The sequence below is a fragment of the Leptospira selangorensis genome (assembly GCF_004769405.1).
GTDB classification, from domain to species: domain Bacteria; phylum Spirochaetota; class Leptospiria; order Leptospirales; family Leptospiraceae; genus Leptospira_B; species Leptospira_B selangorensis.
Genome location: NZ_RQES01000019.1, coordinates 322,760 through 340,141 on the forward strand (window position 1 = coordinate 322,760; position 17,382 = coordinate 340,141).

The following is a 17,382-nucleotide window of genomic DNA, read 5'->3' on the forward strand; positions in this document are numbered from 1 at the left end:
GAAGGCCCGGAGTAAAAATGTGGACGGAAATTTCTTTCATCGATATTCTTCTCAAACCTTATTCCAAGGGAGAATCAGAACTAAATGAAACGGATTGCCATAACCTTCTTTCTGGCCCTCAGCATTGTATTTGTAGATTGTAAGAAAGCCAAAGAAGATCTCCAAGGTGGAGTGATCACATTCACCAAGGGAACAGTAAAAATTTTTGATAAGGCCGGAAAAGAGAAAGCGGTATCCATGGATACATTCCTTTTACCGGAAGATAAGATAGAAACCGGAAAGGATTCTTATGCGGACCTTCAATTGACTGAGGGAGTTCTTGTTAGGATCAAAGAAAACACAAGCCTAACTCTGAAGAAAATTTTTATCGATTCCGCAAATGGGGAAACCTTTGCAGATATGGGCCTAACCAAGGGAAAAATTTTCACCAAGGTTGCGGGTAAACTTACAAAAACTTCCAAGTTCACCGTTTCTACTCCTACAGTCGTAGCTTCCGTTAGAGGAACTGAGTTCATCGTAGAAGAATCGGGCAAAGGAACAAGCACTAGAGTTTCCGACGGATCAGTGGAAGTTGCTGACGCCGATAATCCGGAAAGCCAAGCTATTGCGGACGCAGGAGAAAACGTTAGTTCAAACGGCGATACATTCAAAGAGCAACCTCTAACAGAGGACGAAGCACAAGAGTTAAAAGACGATTCTGCTACTATCCAATCCATTACGGAAGAACAAAGAGCTCGTATCCAAGAGATCCTAAAAGATTTCCAAGAGAATAAGGCTCGAATCCTCCAAGGTTTGGAAGAACAAAAACAAAGAAATAGAGAACTGATCGAAGGCGCAAAAGAAGAAAATCGTAAACTTCTAGAAGAAGCTAAGAGCGCTGGAAAAGAAGAAAAAGAAGCCATCCAAAAGGCAGGCAAAGAAGAGAAAGAAAAAGTAAAATCTTCTATGGATGATGCCAAGAAAGAATTGGAAAACCAGCGTAAGTCTTTAAAAGACCAAGCAGCTCCTAAATAATCGGAGCTTCCATTCTAAAAAACAAAGGGCCGTTTCCGTAAGGAAGCGGCTTTTTTTATTCTTCTTCTTTTGAACGAAGTTTGTACCAGAGAATTGTTGTAGTAAAAATTAGGGTGAAACCGTTTGCGAGAATGATCGGAAAATCATTCTTTAATATCCCGTAACAAAGCCAGAAAAACACTCCCACAGAAAGAACAAGATACATGTTTCTGGAAATATCCCTGGTCCTTTTTTCCAGGATCACTTTTATGAGCTGTGGAAGAAATGCTAGAGTAGTCAGAGTACAAGCGATAAACCCAAGCAAAGAGATCGGATCTATCATTTGCTTGAATACTCTCTTGAGACTACAGTTTTGATCCCACCTCTTAGGTTATAATCACCCTTTACCTTGATGTATTTAGGATCCACCGATTGGATCAGATCTTCTAGGATCCGATTCACCACATTCTCATGAAAGATCCCAAGATTTCGGTAGGCGAGAATATACTCTTTCAGTGATTTTAACTCTATACATTTCGCCTTTGGTATATAGCTGATCTCTATCACTCCAAAATCAGGCAGCCCTGTCTTAGGACAAACCGCAGTGAATTCTGGAATGGTAAAATCGATTGTGTAATCCTTACCTTCGTACACATTGGCGAAAGATTCTATCTCGGGAAGTTTTAGACTGGGGATATGGTCCTGTCTTCCCTCATAAGCGGAAATTCCTATCGACTCTTGTTGATGGCTCATGATTCCCTCTTTAAACCAGAGTTTTCCGGACTTTGTCTCTGGGAATCTTTTTACAACTCACATAAAGGAAACGTTAAGGATACCTTGGAATGAAGCACCAAAATGTAATTGGGATTGTGGATTTTGGAGGGCAGTACGCCCATTTGATCGCGTCCAGAATTCGTCGTTTGGGGGCTTATTCCGAAATTTTAGGTAACGACGAACCTATTGAAACATATTCCAAACTTTCGGGGATTATTCTTTCCGGTGGGCCTGAAAGTGTATATGAACCGGATTCTCCTTCTCTACCGGTCGAGGTCTTAAAACTTGGAATTCCTGTTTTAGGGATTTGTTACGGCCACCAACTCATGATGAAACTTTTAGGTGGGGAAGTTAAAAAAGCAGGCATAGCAGAATATGGAAGAGCCGCTTTAGATTTTATTGATACTCCTAAAACACAATTACTCAAAGGTTTTGCAGGTGGGGAAGTTGTATGGATGAGCCATGGAGACGAGGTAACTCGTTTGCCGGACGGTTTTACTCGCACCGCTTCCAGCCAAGACTGCGAATACGCAGTGGTCGAAAATCTAACCCAGAAATGGTTCGGGATACAACTGCACCCGGAAGTGACTCATACTGAAAAAGGTTCAGTCCTTCTAGAAAACTTTGTAAAAATTTCAGGGGCAGAAGGCACCTGGAACCTAAAACAGTTCTTAGATCTAAAAGAAGAGGAATTACATTCAATCGTTCCTGCAGATAAAAAGATCTTTTTACTCGTATCCGGAGGAGTGGATTCCACTGTTTCGTATCTTCTTCTTTCCAGAGCCTTGGGAAAAGACAGAGTTAAAGGTGTTCTGATCGACACCGGATTTATGAGAAAGGATGAGGTTGCGGGTCTACAGGAAAAACTTTCTCCGCAAGGGATCCAGTTGCATGTCCATGATTCTTCCGAACTTTTTTATTCTGCTTTAAAAGGTAAAAAAGATCCGGAAGAAAAACGTAAGATCGTCGGAAATCTATTCTTACAAGCACAGGCAGATTGTGCTAAAAGTTTAGGATTGAATGCAGACGAATGGTTGCTTGGACAAGGGACCATCTATCCGGACACGATAGAAAGTGGCGGGACAAAACATTCTCATACAATCAAGACCCATCATAATAGGGTAGAAGCCATCCAAAAATTAATGGAAGAAGGCAAGGTAGTAGAGCCTATCAAAGACCTTTACAAAGACGAGGTGAGAGAACTCGGGAATTACCTAGGACTTCCAAAAGAATGGACCGGAAGACATCCTTTCCCTGGGCCTGGACTTGTGGTTCGAATGATCGCGCAAGAAAAGCCTGTCGAAGAATCCGTACAGAAAAAATTAGATGAGCTAGTAGGTTCTGATAATTCCCTAAAAGCAAAACTTCTTCCTGTGGCTTCCGTGGGAGTAAAAGGGGACCAAAGATCTTATGCACATTGTGCTGCAATTTCCGGAGATAAAACTTGGGATGAGTTGGATAAAATTTCCACTGCGATTACAAACCAAATCTCTTCCGTAAATCGAGTCGTTCTATTTTTAGGAAATTCCGAATCCTTCTCAAAAGCAAACTTCAAATTCCAGGCAATCGACTTGGACAAAAAAGACTCTGATATTTTGAGAGAAGCAGACGCGGCAGTGGAGAAGGTTCTTCAGAAAAGAAAGATCTATGACCAGATCTGGCAAATGCCTGTGGTACTTCTTCCTTTGGGCTCAGAATCCGGGAAAAGAAGTATCGTTCTTAGACCTGTGGATTCTCAAGAAGCAATGACTGCTAGTTTTTTCCGATTGGAAAAAGATGTTTTGGATGAATTGGTCTCAGAAGTTCTAAAAATTCCTCAAATTGAATATTTGTTTTTTGATCTTACTAATAAACCACCCGGCACAATCGAGTGGGAATAAATTCAACTCGAGCCAAAGCTTAATATGAAAGATTGGACCTGAATTTTGGGATATTGAATTTTTTCTCGCCCCAAATCAGATCCCAATTTTCAGGATTTTCTCTCCATTCTAACTCAGGATCTAATAGGATTTCGGTAGAGATCCTTCCCCAGATCTCTTTATGGAAAGGGTGGAGTAAATTTCCGAAAGTATCAAATTTCAAATTTTCAGGCTGGAATAAGATCCCTTTTTCTCCTCCATAATAGAGTTTATCTCCAATTCTATGTTTAAACAGAACCGGATAATGTTCCGTTTGCACAAAATTCATTTCTTTTCCGCAAGGAGAGATATAGGCGCATTCAGGATATTTGCCTGTCCGGTTTTTTTCTAGATGAGTGAAAAAGAAGTCTAAAAACTTTTTATCCGTCAGCTCCGAGTCTTCGTGGAAAAGTCTAGAATTCGAGTCGATTCGATAGAAATAGATCCTCAAAGTCTTTCCTCCACTTTTCTATTGACACCTTGCCCACACACAAAATCATACCTCATATCGGCGTCGTGGCCAAGTGGTAAGGCATGGCTCTGCAAAAGCTTGATCCCCGGTTCGAATCCGGGCGACGCCTGGCAGAGTCTCTCAAACGCCTGGATGGTGGAATAGGTAGACACCCAGGACTTAAAATCCTGTGAGTTCACGCTCGTGCGGGTTCAAGTCCCGCTCCAGGTACCAACTTACTATAATTTAAAATCGCAGAGATCTCCTAAGTCTAAGACTGGTAGATCCATCTGCTTCTCCGGATTAAACCCCTCAAATTGGATCTTAAAACTCCTGAAAAATACGATATCTGGAAAGATCGTAATTTTAGAAAGTCCCATGGTCTCTTTCCAAACGAATGAATTCCAGCCAGGTTTTAGATCCAATTCCTTAGTTTCCAAATCATATTTTCTGTGAGACCAATAGAGTTTGTCCTCATCAAAAGATTCTTCCGAAAATACAGTGACGTTTATCTTACTCGGAGGGTTTACCCAGTTCGGAGAAATATAAATCCCAAAAGAATAATCTTCTTCTCTTAATTTTGCTGGATTTGGGTATCTATGAGTGAGGCAACCTTCCAGAGAAAACTCTGAATTTCCTTCTGAAGCAGAAACTGAGATGATTTCTGAAATTCTTTTTTCTCTTTCTTCCGTTTGGTTTCTAAAAGGAAGGATGCGCCTTTCTATCTTTTTAGCAAGTGTAGAAGAAGAAGCAAATACCTGTCTTCCATAGGCAAGTTCCGCAGGAATAGAAAGTCTCCAAATCCAAAAGGAAGTATTTAAAAGTAAAGTAATGGTTAAGAAGGTCGTAGAAGCGATGGAGAATTTGGAAGAAGTTTCTTTCTCTCTTCCCCATAAAAGTCCTGCCAAAGCAAAGAAGGGAAGTGCAACCTCATCGTCCAAAAGATAACATTGGAAAAATCCGGCGACCCAGATAAATCCGATCCCTACCAAAGGAAAATTCCCTTTTTCTAAACTAGAATCAGAGATTTTTCTGAATAAAAGATAGAAAAATCCGATCCATAAAATTCCGGAAAGCCAACCACCGACGATTGCAAATTCTAAAATATCATTATGAGCATGTTTATTCGGAGTGATATATAGCTCGTACCAAAGTTGTTCATCCTTTTCTATGAAAGTTTTAGAAACTTCCGAACTGGTTTCCTTGAATCTTCCTCCTCCGGTCCCTAAGACTGGATTTTCTGCAAGTAAGGGAAGACTAAGTTTATAAATCCAATATCTTTGGTTTTCGGGAGTTTGGATCTCGGTGAGTTGGGCAAGAGTTCTTTGTAATAGCCAATTCTTTTGGTAAAAAAATCGAACTGTTCCTCCGAGAGCGATCAAAAGAGCGATCAAGATCGAAACTCGTCCTATAGTAATCTTTGGAAATTTTCCTGAGAAATCTTTCCATTTACTCAGAATAAAATAAACTGTGACAGCAAGCACCCCGAGCCAGGCAGATTTACTTTGGTTGAGCAAAAATACCCAAAGCGCTAATAGAAGAAGGGCACCAAATCCCACTGTGCGTTTTAGATCCTTCTCCCTTATCTTTTGTAAAACAAGAAGTATAAGTCCAGGAATATAAAAAGAAATCAATCCACCATAGGTCAAATGAGTGTTCATTAGTCCGATCGGAAGATACGTTTCGAAACCAAAAAGTGGTCCTGCAGGATGTTGCCTTCTATCTCCAGGAGCTGGTGTAAAACCGTTTGAGATATATTTTCCGAGTCTATATTCGCTGAAGACTGATGCGATCCCAGAGATCAATATGAACAGAAAAGAGATCCAAAGATATTTATAGATCAGCTTTCTATTTTTTTCCTCTGAAGAATGTACTGCAGCGATCGGGAATAAGATCGAAAGCCAAAAATCTCCCGCTTCTGATTGCCTAGTAAATGTTTTCCAAAAATTGGAATATTCTTCCCAATGATACAGGGATGAAATGAATACAAGTGAATAGGCACCTAAAATGAATCCCCAAGGCAGAAGGTAAGATTTGATCTTCTGGAAATTCTCTTTAGGGGAGAATATAAAACAGAAAATGCTTAGGCCTGCCAAGATTTGAGAGGCAGAAACGGAAAGTGGAAATGCTACTAAAAATAATAATAAGGAATAGAATGAGATCTTTCCGGAGGTTTCTGAAATTCGAGAAAAGAAGCTAGGTTTCACCGGTCCCCAGACTTTCCTTTTCCTCTCAGATTTCCAGAAAAAACCGCTGACAAAGAAGGAAAACCTACTATTTTAGGAATTCATTCGCTTATGGCGATATTCGAATATATGGCAGAATCCGTTAAAACCAAGGAATCTTCTTCCCCCAAAAAAAAGAAATCTAAAGCTAAGGCGGCTCTCAGCAGAAACGAGGTCCGTGAAAGATTTCTAAAAAAACTTTCTGTTGCGATCATTACTTATAATGAAGAATCAAATATCGGGGACTGTATCAAATCCTGTAGAGATATTGCGGACGAGATCATCGTTTTAGATTCAAATAGCACAGACAAAACGAAAGAGATCAGTGAGTCCTTCCCAGAGGTTCGTTTTTCCTCTCAGAATTTTAAAGGGCATGTAGAACAGAAGAATGACGCAATCTCTCTCTGTAAGAATGAATGGATCTTGTCTTTGGACGCGGATGAACGTCTGAGTGAGGAATTAAGAGATTCTATCAGAACATTTTTGGAAAGCCCGGAAGATCCTGCCTTAAACGGACTCAAAGTTTCCAGGCTTACATTCCATATGGGAAGGTTTATTCGTTTCTCTGGATGGTATCCTCAAACCAAATATCGAATTATCCGAAAGTCAAAGTCAAAATGGACTGGAGAGAATCCTCATGATTATCTGGTGGTTGAGGGGAAGGGCAAGAAGATAAAAGGGGATATCCTACATTATAGTTTTGCCGACCTTGCACAGCAAGTAGATACAATCAATAAATTCTCTTCTATCGTTTCCTGGACTCGATGGAAGAAAAATAAGAACTTCTCACTTGCTCGAACAATCATCAAACCATTCGGAAAATTTGTAGAAATTTATTTTTTCAAACTTGGGTTCTTGGATGGATTTCCCGGATTTACGATCGCTATCTCTTCTGCATATTCCACTTTTCTGAAAGAAGCAAAGGTTTATGAAATGGGGAAAAAATTGATAGAACGCCCATCTAATCTCCGGAAAGATTACGGGAAATAAGATGGCCAAGGGCAAACAAAAATCAGGTTTTTGGAATAAACTCTTTTTCTGGAGAAAGAAAAAGACTATCTCTAACGAAACGGAAAAAGAAGTCGTTAGAGATAGTCGCGGTTATACCTGGGAATTAAAAGACCTAAGAGAAAAGGCGGACCGTTTTTTTGTTACCCGCAAAAAACCGTCCGGAGTAATTTTTGAAAATCCGTCTCTTAAACTTACTAAAAACAATCGTAACTTATTTCGTTTAGAAGGTAAGGAAAAATCAGGCAGAGAATATTCTTTAGTAATCTCGACCGGAAACTATCTAACCGAACAAGGTGATAAGATAAGTGGTGTGATTTTTCTAGGAGAAGCTGATTTAAACCGACTTTTGAGTGGTGATCATAAAAGTCTAAAAAGTATCTTATCCGGGATCAACACTCCGAATTGGGACGAAGAATCTTGGGCTGTTCTACAAGAAGAACCTGACCTAAAACGTTCTGCAGATTCCTGGAAAGAGATCTTAATCTGGGATCCAATTTGGAAACAACAGATATTGATTAATCTCAGACCGAGTACCATTGCAGTATTGTTGGTATTTTTAGGAAAAGAATTTGAAGATGTTTTCCAGGCAAATTCTTCTGAAAGAGTGAAACAGATCGTTTCCAAAGAATTGTATTTTTTAAACGTAAGCGGAAATAGGAATTCTCCGCATTCCGAAAATTTGACACTGTATGAATTCGATTCTGCTAAAAAAGATTTTGAGTCAGTGCTCTCTAAAATTCGGTCTAAAAAGGATAAATGAGAATGAACTTAAAAGAAATCGCATCCAAACAGATCCAAGACTCAATCGAGACCAAAAAAGCTGTATTGGATACACTTCTTCCTGAAATCGAAGAGGCAGGAAAAATCGCTTCCGAAGTATTAAAAAAAGGGAATACGATCCTTTTTTGCGGAAATGGTGGTTCTTCTTGTGATGCATCTCATATTGCAGCAGAACTTGTGGTTCGTTATAAATCCGGAAACGAAAGAAGAGCACTTCCTGCACTTGCATTGAATGCAGACTCGGCAGTTCTAACAGCTTGTTCCAATGATTATGGCTACGAGTTCGTGTTTTCACGTCAGGTAGAAGCTTTTGGAAAACCGGGAGATCTTCTGGTTGGACTTTCCACCAGCGGGAATTCCAAAAACGTGATCGCAGCAATGGATGCAGCCAAAAAGATCGGGATGAAAACAATCTCTTTCTTAGGGGGAGATGGTGGAAAGATGAAAGGAATGGCTGATTTAGATCTGATCGTTCCTCGAAAGGAAACCGCGCGTATCCAAGAATCCCATATTCTGATCGGTCATATTCTTTGTTCGATTGTAGAATATGAACTCTTTCAGTTAGGATAAAACTTGGAGAGCCAACACCTCGCCGAAACAATTCTTTCTATACAAGACCTGAATGTAAAAATCGGGTCTTCTCATATTCTTAAAAACTTCGATTTCCAAATTTCTAAAAAAGAAATACATGCATTGGTAGGAGAATCCGGAAGTGGAAAATCCACTTTTGCAAGTACAGTCCTCGGACTTCTAAATGAAGAAGCTTCGGTAACCTGGAAAAAATTCAATATCTTCTCCCAAGATATACCTAACGGGGATTTTTCTCCTTGGAAAAATTGGCGAGGAAAAAGGATCAGCTTAATCCCGCAAACGGCAGCTATCGGACTTCATCCATTTTTAAGTATTGGATCTCAGATCTTGGAATATTTTTCTCTCATCCAACCGGAACTTGCAAATCCGGAAACTGGAATTAGGCTGCTTAAAGAATTCGGACTTTCTGATCCAGGTGCGGCTTGGGAGGCGAGGCCTCACCAACTTTCCGGAGGGGAAAGACAAAGGATTTTAATACTACTTTCGGTGTATTCAGGAGCAGAACTCATTCTGGCAGACGAGCCCACATCCGCTTTGGATCCGATCACTGGAAAATCGATACTGGATCTATTGAAATCCAGAGTGAAAGATCTGGGAGCCGGGCTTCTATTTATCAGCCATGATCTTAGTTCTGCTAAAGAACTGGCCGATACTATAACTGTGATGAGATCTGGAGAAAAACTAGAAACCCTAAAAAGCAAAAATGGGTCCTTTGAGCCTCATTTAGAGTATTCCAGAAAACTGTTTACTTTGGATGAAAATTCCGCTTAAATTGCAAAACCTTATGATCCGCTCCTTCTACTTACACTTTCTGATCTTAGCGGCTTTCGTATATCCAACGTTTGTCGGGGCGGAAAGTATCCATTTAGAAGAATACGATATTTCCAGATATCCTAAAGTGGAATTAAAATTGAAGGGCGGTAAGGGAGTATCCTTGGACCAGGAGATACTCACAGTTTCGGAACAGAAAGAAAATCGTTCCAGAAGAGTAGGACCTCTTAAAATCCAAAGACCGGAAGGCACAAGACCCGTACATATTTATCTGATCACTCAGATGACGAATTCATTCGATCATAATGTGCAAGCCACAGAGATATTAAAAACAATTGTAGAAAGATCGGATTCTGCTGACAGATTCAGTTTTATATTTTTTACGGATGATGTATTCTTCTCCAAAGATGACCTGAGTAAATCGGATGCCTTGAAAGAAGCTAAGGTACCGGGTGGAAAGTCCAACAGGAATACATCCGCAAACCTGGACTATGTTTTTCAAAAGATCTCTACTCGTTTGAAAGAGACAGATTATATTCTGACTCTATTTTACGATCAGGATTTAATCCCTTCTAATGAAGCGCAGAATGGAGAATACACTCCGAATATTCCGATCAATGTTCTTTCTTTCCCTTCCAACGGAGCAAAGTTTTTAGCCAAAAGATATGGTGGAACATTTTATTCTTTGAATACACCCGATTTTAGGACCCAAGTTTTCGGAGATTTAGATTATTTCAGAAAAGAACCTTGGTCCTTGGTTTACGAGTCTCCTTTTCAGGATGAATGGCAATTCCAGGGAAGTGGAAATTTGGAAGTGGAACTGGAGACTAAAAATTCCAGAAGACTTAGCTTTTCCTATGATCTTCCATTTAGAACCAGGCTATTCGTTTTCTTATTACATCCTTCTATCTTTTTGCCTAGCTTTACATTCTTACTCGTTCTTACCTTGGTAGCCCTTATTGTAGTTTTAAAAAAAGGGAAAAAACAGCATCCGGAAGGGACTGTAAGCCCGGAAGAAAGACTTCATACGATAGAATTCGAACAAGATGCTTACCGTAAAATGTATGGAAACCAGTACCAGCTCGTTTACTCGGAAGAAGATCGGATCGAAACCGAAAGGGCGGCCCCTGTTGCGCTAAAAGAATTCGAACAAGGTGAATCTTACGAAAAGGCGACACTTGTTTTTAAAGAGGGAAGAAATCCAGGTAAACAATACTCACTCGCAAGAGCCGAGACAAATATCGGGAATTCAGACCTTTGCGATCTGGTTTTATACGAACAATCTGTCAGTAAAAATCATGCAAGGATCAGGAAGGTTCGTAACCGCTATGTTCTATATGATCTGGTTTCAGAATCCGGGACCTTCTTAAACGGTAAAAAAATTCTGAGACCGAGGATCTTGTATGATTTTGATGAGATCGGAATCGGTAAGGCTCTGCTCGTTTTCCGCGGCAAATGATAGATTCGGGGCCTTCTTCCCGGAACCTTCTTTACGAAAAACACCTGATTTTTAGCATGGAAGAGAGCTTCCGTAAGGAAGTCTAATCTTTACTCTTGAATTACCCCCTGGGGGATCTGCGCACCATGAAAACGATGTTCGAAAAAATCTGGGAAGACCATTTGGTCGGTGAATTGGAAGGAGGGTCGTATCTTATTTATATAGATAGACATCTGATCCATGAGGTAACTAGTCCCCAGGCTTTTGACGGTATTCGTATGGCGCAAAGAAAGGTCCGCCGTCCGGAAGCTACTTTTGCTACCATGGACCATAACGTTTCCACTCGGATCCGTGACCTGGAATTGGCCGATCCAATCTCTGCCAATCAGATGAAAACTCTTATCAAGAATTGTAATGAAAACGGTATTACTCTTTACGATCTAAATCACCCTGACCAGGGGATCATCCATGTGATCGCTCCTGAGATGGGACTCACTCATCCGGGCATGACTATCGTTTGTGGTGACTCTCATACTTCTACTCATGGAGCTTTTGGAGCACTTGCTTTCGGAATAGGAACTTCCGAAGTAGAGCATGTGCTTGCTACACAAACTCTTTTACAAAGAAGAGCAAAGACCATGGAAATCAGAGTAGATGGTCAACTTTCTCCTCATGTAACCGCTAAGGATATCGTTCTTGCGATTATCGGTAAGATCGGTACTGGCGGAGCAACCGGATATGTAATCGAATATAGAGGATCTGCAATTTCTTCCTTAAGTATGGAAGCTCGTATGACTGTTTGTAATATGTCCATCGAGGCCGGTGCAAGAGCAGGACTTATCGCTCCGGACCAAACCACTTTTGATTATCTAAAAGGTAAAGATTTCGCACCTAAAGGTGCAGAATGGGATCTGGCTGTCCAAAGATGGAAACGTTATGTGACAGACGAGGGAGCAAAATTTGATACTAGCATAGTATTAAAAGCAGAAGAGATCGCTCCTCAAGTCACTTGGGGAACTTCTCCAGGACAAGTAGTTCCTGTAACCGGAATTGTTCCTGATCCAAAAGATGCTCCTGATGCTGTAGAAAAAATCAGTATCGAAAACGCACTTAAATATATGGACCTGAAACCTGGTCAGAAGATGGAAGATGTCTTTGTGAATAAGGTATTTATCGGTTCTTGCACAAACTCTAGAATTGAAGATCTTAGAGTAGCTGCGACTACCGTAAAAGGTAAGAAGGTTTCCAATAAAGTCCAGGCAATCGTTGTTCCAGGTTCCGGAAGAGTGAAACGCCAAGCGGAAGCGGAAGGACTGGATAAAATTTTTATAGAAGCAGGCTTTGAGTGGAGACAACCGGGTTGTTCCATGTGCCTTGCTATGAACGACGACGTTTTACAACCGGGAGACAGATGTGCTTCTACTTCCAATCGTAACTTCGAAGGAAGACAGGGAAAAGGTGGAAGAACTCACCTAGTCGGTCCTGCAATGGCGGCCGCTGCTGCAGTCGAAGGACATTTTGTAGATATACGGAACTGGAAATAAGGATACTGGATTTATATGAAAGCTTTTACTCAACACGAAGGTTTAGCGGTCCTAATTGATCGCCCAAATATAGATACGGATGCAATCATTCCTAAACAATTTTTAAAGAAGATAGAACGTACCGGTTTCGGGGTCCACCTATTCCATGATTGGAGATATCTGGATGACGAAGGAACTAAACCGAATCCTGAATTCAGCCTGAACCAAGATAGATACAAAGGCGCTTCCGTTCTTGTAACCAGAGACAATTTTGGATGCGGTTCTTCCAGAGAGCATGCTCCTTGGGCATTAGAAGATTACGGATTTAGAGCGATTATTGCTCCTTCTTACGCTGATATTTTTTATAATAATTGTTTCAAAAACGGTATGCTTCCAGTTGTTTTAAAGCCGGAAGAAGTGGACGAAATTTTTAAGATCGTAGATAAGACTCCGGGAGCCAAAATTAAGATCGATCTGGACAAACAGAATGTGATCAGTCCTTCCGGAAACGTTTACAATTTTGAAGTGGATTCTTTCCGTAAGTATTGTTTGTTCAACGGTTTGGACGATATCGGTTTAACTCTGCAACACGTTGTAGAGATCTCTACTTACGAAGAGAAAAATCGAAAAGACGTTCCATGGTTGTACGCTTCTCATAAGTAATTTTCTAAATACAGGACTCTAGAAGACTATGTTCGACGAAATTTCACGCTCCATAGATGAATTCGGCAATAGCCTTCTGGGGGCTTTGAATAATGTCCAAAACGCTTTCGGCAGGGAGCTGAGCGTAGCTAAACCGATCAAGGAGAATGTTCTCCAGATGATCGGCAATACTCCTTTGATCCGACTCAATCAGATCGGTTCTCATATTCCGAATGTGGAAATTTATCTGAAAGCGGAGTTCTGTAATCCTACAGGAAGTGTAAAAGATAGAACTGCACTTTCTATGGTGCTTGCCGCAGAAAGAAGAGGGGAATTAAAACCGGGCGGTTCTATTTTCCAAGCAGGTTATAATACCACCGCAATCTCTTTAGCTTGGATCTCTACTCTTCGCCAATACAAGTTTAAAGTATTTTTAGCTCCTGATACGGATCAGGAAAAGATCAAAGAATTAAAATCTTACGGTGCCAATGTTGAAGTTGTACAACTAGCAAAAGGTAACTGGGATGATTCTCTTTTAGAAACTGCGAAGGCAGCAAAAGATAAAGAGAAAAACAGCGTGATCCTGAATGAATTTAAGGACATGGCAAATACGAATGCACACTTCTTATTTACCGGGCCTGAGATCTGGAGAGATCTTGCTGGAAATGTGGACGCATTCGTTGCTGGTGGAGGTTCCGGTGGAACTCTTTCCGGCGTTGGAAGATATTTAAAAAGTAAAAAACCTTCTCTTCGAGTGATTATGGGAGTGAGTAAAAATTCTCGCTTCATCCGTAAAATGATCCAAGGTGATTCCAGTATCCGCCTTCCTGAATCTTTCGATCCAAAAGTGACTGATCAGTATATTGGAGTAGATAGAGACGAGGCTCTTCGTTATCAATCCGAGCTCTACCAAAAAGAAGGAATTTTTGCAGGACTGACTACGGGAACTACGCTAGCTTCCGCTATTCATTATGCGGAAAGTCTTCCTACTCGTGAGGATCAAAAAACTCCTAGCTATAAGATTGTAGTTCTTTCTCCTGACCGACTCTAATTGGAATGGAAGAATCTTATTATTCCGCCTTACGTGAATCTTTAAAAAAAGAAAGAAAAGCGGAGCTGGATAAGTATAAGGAAGAAATTTCCTCCTCCGATCTGAACAAAAGGGTCCAAGACGGATTCACCGTATTTCCATTAGTATTCGAAGATGCCGAATTAAGTGCGGATGGAAACTGGAAAGTACTACTCAAGCCCACAAAATCCAAAAATATTCCAGAACTATTCCGACCAGGAACACCTGTCCGAATTGTAAAAGAGTCTGAAGAATATATCTCAGTTTTACTGAAAGCAAATGAAGATTCGTACTTAGTTTATATGGAAGAAGTTCCGGACTGGGTAGAAGAGGGCAAACTTGCTCTGGAAATACTTCCGGACGAGACAAGTTTTAAGGAATGGGATCGAGCCTTAGAGAAAGTAATCTCCGCTAAAAAGGGCTCCAGAGAAAAATACTTTGCAGATCTGTTTTCCAATCAATTAGAAGTTTCTAAACCGAATTTTAAGGCTCTTACAAATCTTCCGGAGACTCTGAACGACTCCCAAAAAAAGGCAGTATCCGCGATTTTACAAACGGAAGATTTTATTTTAGTACATGGGCCTCCTGGAACCGGTAAGACCAAAACAATCGTAGAAGCGATTCGACTCTTAGCCTCCGAAGGTAAAAGAATACTTGCTTCTGCCCCTACGAATTCTGCTTCCGATCTGCTCGTAGAATCTTTAGAAAAACTGAAAGTCCCTGTTTTAAGAATAGGTCATCCTGCTAGGATGCATCCGGATATAGTTCAAAACTCCTTGGAGATGAAATTAAATCATTCTCCGGAAGCGAAACTGATAGAAAGGGACAGAAAAGAAGTCCAAGAATTATTGAAGAAGGCCCGCAAATACAAAAGAAGTTTCGGCAAAGAAGAAGCGGAAGAAAGAAGAAGTCTTTATAAAGAGGCGGATTCCTTACGGAAAAGTATCAAAGAGAGGCAGAAGGTCCTAATTCGATATCTGCTCGAGTCCCATCCGGTGATCGTTTGTACACATACCGGAGCTTCTTCTTACCAACTTCATAATTTGGAATTTGATTATGCAATTTTAGATGAGGGTAGCCAGGCGATTGAACCTTCTTCTTGGATCCCAATCTTAAAAGCGGAGAAGTTCGTAATCGCAGGAGATCCGTTCCAACTTCCTCCTACTGTGATCTCTGAAGATCCGTTACTTAAAGTTTCCTTAATGGAGAGACTTCTTCCTGTTTTTCAAGACAAAGAAAGGGTATTTCTATTAGATACTCAATACAGAATGACGGACCCTATCCAGACTTTCCCAAATTTGAAATTTTATGAAAATCGACTAAAATCAGGATTAGAAGAAAATTTTAGAGAAAAAATTCCATTTGATTCCGGTGAACCATTCGGCTCTAGCTTGGTATTTTTAGATAGTTCGGGAACTGATACCGCGGAAGAAAATTCAGAAGGAAGTTTAGGAAATCCCTGGGAAGCTGAGTTTACGGTTAATATAGTCAAAAAAATTTTAGAGTCCGGATGGGAACCTAAAAATCTGATCCTTCTTTCTCCATACAGATACCAAAGATATCTTTTGAAACAAAAATTGGAGGAAATACTTCCGGAATATTCTTCTCAATTGGAAGTAGAAACTGTGGATTCTTTTCAAGGAAGAGAATCGGATGCGGTGATTTTTAGTTTGGTTCGTTCCAATCCGGAAGGACAGATCGGATTTTTGTCTGAAACCAGAAGATGGAATGTCGGAATGACTAGAGCTAAAAAACTTTTAGTGATGATTGGTGACGGCTCTACTTTGGGTCAAAATGATTTTTTTAAAGATCTACTCGAGACTGTGGAATTGGCAGGAGAACTTAGGACTGCCTGGGAATTTTTAGATTAAACTTACCAACTGAATTTTTTCCGGATTGGAATATATAAAACCCCGATCCAAACTAATGTAAACGCCAAATGAGAGATCAGAATATGAGAAGGATCTTGGACCGAACAAATAAACTTTAAACATAGATTAGAACTTGCTAATAGAAGATTTAAAAATAAAAAACCCGAAAGTCCTGGTCTGGAACTCGCGGTATTTTTCAAAAGGAACCAAGCACCGGCTCCAAATAAAATCGATATAGTCGCAATAATTACAGAACAGAGTCCTACATGAACATGGTCCGGAACTTCTTCCGTAAAAAATCTACTTAATATAAATACGACCCAAACGAATAAAAAAGCCCCTGCTGCCCAGAATGCCCAAGCAGATCTTTCCTCAGGGAAGGCAAGTCTGCAGAATAGATAAGCGGAGACAATTCCCCAGATTAGCAATAATGTAGGCTCCGGCCACCAGCCAGGAAACGCGCTACTTTTACCTACCAGATTGGAAACGGACCAGCCTAATAGAATTCCGAAAATCACTAAACCCAAACAGGAAAGGAAAAGGGTATAAATGTTTAGGCTTCCCTTTTCCAGGTCGGAACTCAATGTTTGGATCAGTTGTTTGGTCTTGTCCGATTCTGAATTTGACATACTTCCTCCTGGTTTAGATTTTCCGCATTAATATAAGAAAGATTGGACATCCTTAAAAAATCCAGTCCAATAGCTTTTCTTTATACGACTCATTAATTCATTCGAGTCAAACTGCATAAGGTTACATGGCGGAAAAGCAAGAAATCTGGCAAATTCTTTCGGAAAGAATGCGCTTAGCCCAAGAAGGAGATTCCAAGGAATATGAACTCCTACTTTCCAAATGCAGGGAAATATTAAACAATCATTTGAGCTCCAAGGTTCGTGACAAGGAAGATAGAGAGGATCTGATCCAGGATATTCTGATCGGGATCCACAAAGCTCGGGCCACGTATAGGAAAGAAAAACCCTTTGCACCCTGGTTTTTCTCCATCGCCAGATATAAGACCATAGACTATATCCGCAGGAAAGGAACCAGGGATAGAATGGTCTCCACGGAGATGGACGGTTTTGCTCAGGAAGAAAAAACTTCCATTGAAGACAAGTGGGAGGTCCAACAAGGACTAGAATCTTGGCTAAATGTATTGGAACCCAGACAGAGAAGGATCCTGACTATGGCTAAATTAGAGGGAAAGTCGGTCAGGGAGATTTCGGAAACCACCGGACTTTCGGAATCCAATGTAAAAGTGATCGTCCATCGTTCTCTGGAAAAGTTAAAACGATTTTTTTCCGAGTCTGAGAGAACGATAGAAGGCTCAAAAACGTCCAAGAAATAGAAA

General features: G+C 40.5%; 17 protein-coding genes and 2 tRNA genes. 14 read left to right on the forward strand and 5 right to left on the reverse strand.

What is annotated here, in order from left to right:
* Positions 1 to 84: 84 nt before the first annotated feature.
* Positions 85 to 1,014: a surface adhesin Lsa33 gene (lsa33, locus tag EHO58_RS16620; protein ID WP_135626509.1), complete on the forward strand. Its 930-nt coding sequence runs from the start codon at positions 85 to 87 to the stop codon at positions 1,012 to 1,014.
* 55 nt (positions 1,015 to 1,069) lie between these two features.
* On the opposite strand, the gene EHO58_RS16625 is transcribed toward lsa33, so the two are convergent.
* On the reverse strand, positions 1,070 to 1,333 hold the full coding sequence (locus tag EHO58_RS16625; protein WP_165780499.1) for a SemiSWEET transporter: 264 nt from the start codon (positions 1,331 to 1,333) through the stop codon (positions 1,070 to 1,072).
* Positions 1,333 to 1,746: a preQ(1) synthase gene (gene queF, locus EHO58_RS16630; RefSeq protein ID WP_135626510.1), complete on the reverse strand. Its 414-nt coding sequence runs from the start codon at positions 1,744 to 1,746 to the stop codon at positions 1,333 to 1,335. Before queF ends, EHO58_RS16625 begins: the two co-directional genes overlap by 1 nt.
* 89 nt (positions 1,747 to 1,835) lie before the next feature.
* Here queF and guaA point away from each other — a divergent pair, with 89 nt between their 5' ends.
* Positions 1,836 to 3,647: a glutamine-hydrolyzing GMP synthase gene (gene guaA / locus EHO58_RS16635; RefSeq protein ID WP_135680662.1), complete on the forward strand. Its 1,812-nt coding sequence runs from the start codon at positions 1,836 to 1,838 to the stop codon at positions 3,645 to 3,647.
* A 19-nt stretch (positions 3,648 to 3,666) separates the two neighbouring features.
* Here guaA and EHO58_RS16640 read toward each other — a convergent pair whose 3' ends face one another.
* A complete protein-coding gene (locus tag EHO58_RS16640) occupies positions 3,667 to 4,116 on the reverse strand; it encodes a DUF4505 family protein (protein ID WP_135680663.1) in 450 nt (149 codons plus the stop codon).
* Positions 4,117 to 4,175: 59 nt separating this feature from the next.
* Here EHO58_RS16640 and EHO58_RS16645 point away from each other — a divergent pair.
* Positions 4,176 to 4,246 (forward strand) — tRNA-Cys (locus EHO58_RS16645).
* Positions 4,247 to 4,263: 17 nt separating this feature from the next.
* Positions 4,264 to 4,350: transfer RNA gene (locus tag EHO58_RS16650), tRNA-Leu, on the forward strand.
* Between the two features lie 5 nt (positions 4,351 to 4,355).
* On the opposite strand, the gene EHO58_RS16655 is transcribed toward EHO58_RS16650, so the two are convergent.
* Positions 4,356 to 6,323, reverse strand: a complete 1,968-nt coding sequence (locus tag EHO58_RS16655) for an O-antigen ligase family protein (protein ID WP_135680664.1) — start codon at positions 6,321 to 6,323, stop codon at positions 4,356 to 4,358.
* A 108-nt stretch (positions 6,324 to 6,431) separates the two neighbouring features.
* On the opposite strand from EHO58_RS16655, the gene EHO58_RS16660 reads away from it, so the two are divergent.
* From EHO58_RS16660 to EHO58_RS16700, 9 genes are all read left to right on the forward strand, one after another.
* On the forward strand, positions 6,432 to 7,331 hold the full coding sequence (locus EHO58_RS16660) for a glycosyltransferase family 2 protein (protein WP_135680828.1): 900 nt from the start codon (positions 6,432 to 6,434) through the stop codon (positions 7,329 to 7,331).
* Position 7,332: 1 nt separating this feature from the next.
* Positions 7,333 to 8,112, forward strand: a complete 780-nt coding sequence (locus EHO58_RS16665; protein ID WP_135680665.1) for an LBBP_01157 family protein — start codon at positions 7,333 to 7,335, stop codon at positions 8,110 to 8,112.
* Between the two features lie 2 nt (positions 8,113 to 8,114).
* Positions 8,115 to 8,702, forward strand: a complete 588-nt coding sequence (gmhA, locus tag EHO58_RS16670; RefSeq protein ID WP_135626530.1) for a D-sedoheptulose 7-phosphate isomerase — start codon at positions 8,115 to 8,117, stop codon at positions 8,700 to 8,702.
* 3 nt (positions 8,703 to 8,705) lie between these two features.
* Positions 8,706 to 9,494: an ATP-binding cassette domain-containing protein gene (locus tag EHO58_RS16675; RefSeq protein ID WP_135680666.1), complete on the forward strand. Its 789-nt coding sequence runs from the start codon at positions 8,706 to 8,708 to the stop codon at positions 9,492 to 9,494.
* Positions 9,478 to 10,953, forward strand: a complete 1,476-nt coding sequence (locus EHO58_RS16680; RefSeq protein WP_135680667.1) for an FHA domain-containing protein — start codon at positions 9,478 to 9,480, stop codon at positions 10,951 to 10,953. The genes EHO58_RS16675 and EHO58_RS16680 overlap by 17 nt, the downstream gene beginning before the upstream one ends.
* Positions 10,954 to 11,078: 125 nt before the next feature.
* Entirely contained in the window at positions 11,079 to 12,476 is a 1,398-nt protein-coding gene (gene leuC / locus EHO58_RS16685) for a 3-isopropylmalate dehydratase large subunit (RefSeq protein WP_135680668.1), read from the forward strand.
* A gap of 15 nt (positions 12,477 to 12,491) precedes the next feature.
* Positions 12,492 to 13,118 carry a 3-isopropylmalate dehydratase small subunit gene (gene leuD / locus EHO58_RS16690; RefSeq protein ID WP_135680669.1) on the forward strand — a complete coding sequence of 209 codons (627 nt, stop codon included), beginning with the start codon at positions 12,492 to 12,494 and terminating at the stop codon, positions 13,116 to 13,118.
* A 28-nt stretch (positions 13,119 to 13,146) separates the two neighbouring features.
* Positions 13,147 to 14,148 carry a PLP-dependent cysteine synthase family protein gene (locus EHO58_RS16695; RefSeq protein ID WP_135626535.1) on the forward strand — a complete coding sequence of 334 codons (1,002 nt, stop codon included), beginning with the start codon at positions 13,147 to 13,149 and terminating at the stop codon, positions 14,146 to 14,148.
* 5 nt (positions 14,149 to 14,153) lie between these two features.
* Complete coding sequence (locus EHO58_RS16700; protein ID WP_135680670.1) at positions 14,154 to 16,037, forward strand: AAA domain-containing protein; 1,884 nt, start codon at positions 14,154 to 14,156, stop codon at positions 16,035 to 16,037.
* A gap of 2 nt (positions 16,038 to 16,039) precedes the next feature.
* Here the strand turns inward: EHO58_RS16700 and EHO58_RS16705 are convergent, their stop codons facing one another.
* Complete coding sequence (locus EHO58_RS16705; RefSeq protein WP_135680671.1) at positions 16,040 to 16,666, reverse strand: NrsF family protein; 627 nt, start codon at positions 16,664 to 16,666, stop codon at positions 16,040 to 16,042.
* Positions 16,667 to 16,791: 125 nt separating this feature from the next.
* On the opposite strand from EHO58_RS16705, the gene EHO58_RS16710 reads away from it, so the two are divergent.
* Complete coding sequence (locus tag EHO58_RS16710) at positions 16,792 to 17,379, forward strand: RNA polymerase sigma factor (RefSeq protein WP_135680672.1); 588 nt, start codon at positions 16,792 to 16,794, stop codon at positions 17,377 to 17,379.
* Positions 17,380 to 17,382 lie beyond the last annotated feature (3 nt).

Excerpts from the sequence above, each read along its gene's own strand:
- lsa33 (WP_135626509.1), top strand. The coding sequence starts at position 85 with ATGAAACGGATTGCCATAACCTTCTTTCTGGCCCTCAGCATTGTATTT.
- queF (WP_135626510.1), bottom strand. The coding sequence starts at position 1,746 with ATGAGCCATCAACAAGAGTCGATAGGAATTTCCGCTTATGAGGGAAGA.
- guaA (WP_135680662.1), top strand. The coding sequence starts at position 1,836 with ATGAAGCACCAAAATGTAATTGGGATTGTGGATTTTGGAGGGCAGTAC.
- EHO58_RS16660 (WP_135680828.1), top strand. The coding sequence starts at position 6,432 with ATGGCAGAATCCGTTAAAACCAAGGAATCTTCTTCCCCCAAAAAAAAG.
- EHO58_RS16665 (WP_135680665.1), top strand. The coding sequence starts at position 7,333 with ATGGCCAAGGGCAAACAAAAATCAGGTTTTTGGAATAAACTCTTTTTC.
- gmhA (WP_135626530.1), top strand. The coding sequence starts at position 8,115 with ATGAACTTAAAAGAAATCGCATCCAAACAGATCCAAGACTCAATCGAG.
- EHO58_RS16680 (WP_135680667.1), top strand. The coding sequence starts at position 9,478 with ATGAAAATTCCGCTTAAATTGCAAAACCTTATGATCCGCTCCTTCTAC.
- leuC (WP_135680668.1), top strand. The coding sequence starts at position 11,079 with ATGAAAACGATGTTCGAAAAAATCTGGGAAGACCATTTGGTCGGTGAA.
- leuD (WP_135680669.1), top strand. The coding sequence starts at position 12,492 with ATGAAAGCTTTTACTCAACACGAAGGTTTAGCGGTCCTAATTGATCGC.
- EHO58_RS16695 (WP_135626535.1), top strand. The coding sequence starts at position 13,147 with ATGTTCGACGAAATTTCACGCTCCATAGATGAATTCGGCAATAGCCTT.
- EHO58_RS16700 (WP_135680670.1), top strand. The coding sequence starts at position 14,154 with ATGGAAGAATCTTATTATTCCGCCTTACGTGAATCTTTAAAAAAAGAA.
- EHO58_RS16705 (WP_135680671.1), bottom strand. The coding sequence starts at position 16,666 with ATGTCAAATTCAGAATCGGACAAGACCAAACAACTGATCCAAACATTG.
- EHO58_RS16710 (WP_135680672.1), top strand. The coding sequence starts at position 16,792 with ATGGCGGAAAAGCAAGAAATCTGGCAAATTCTTTCGGAAAGAATGCGC.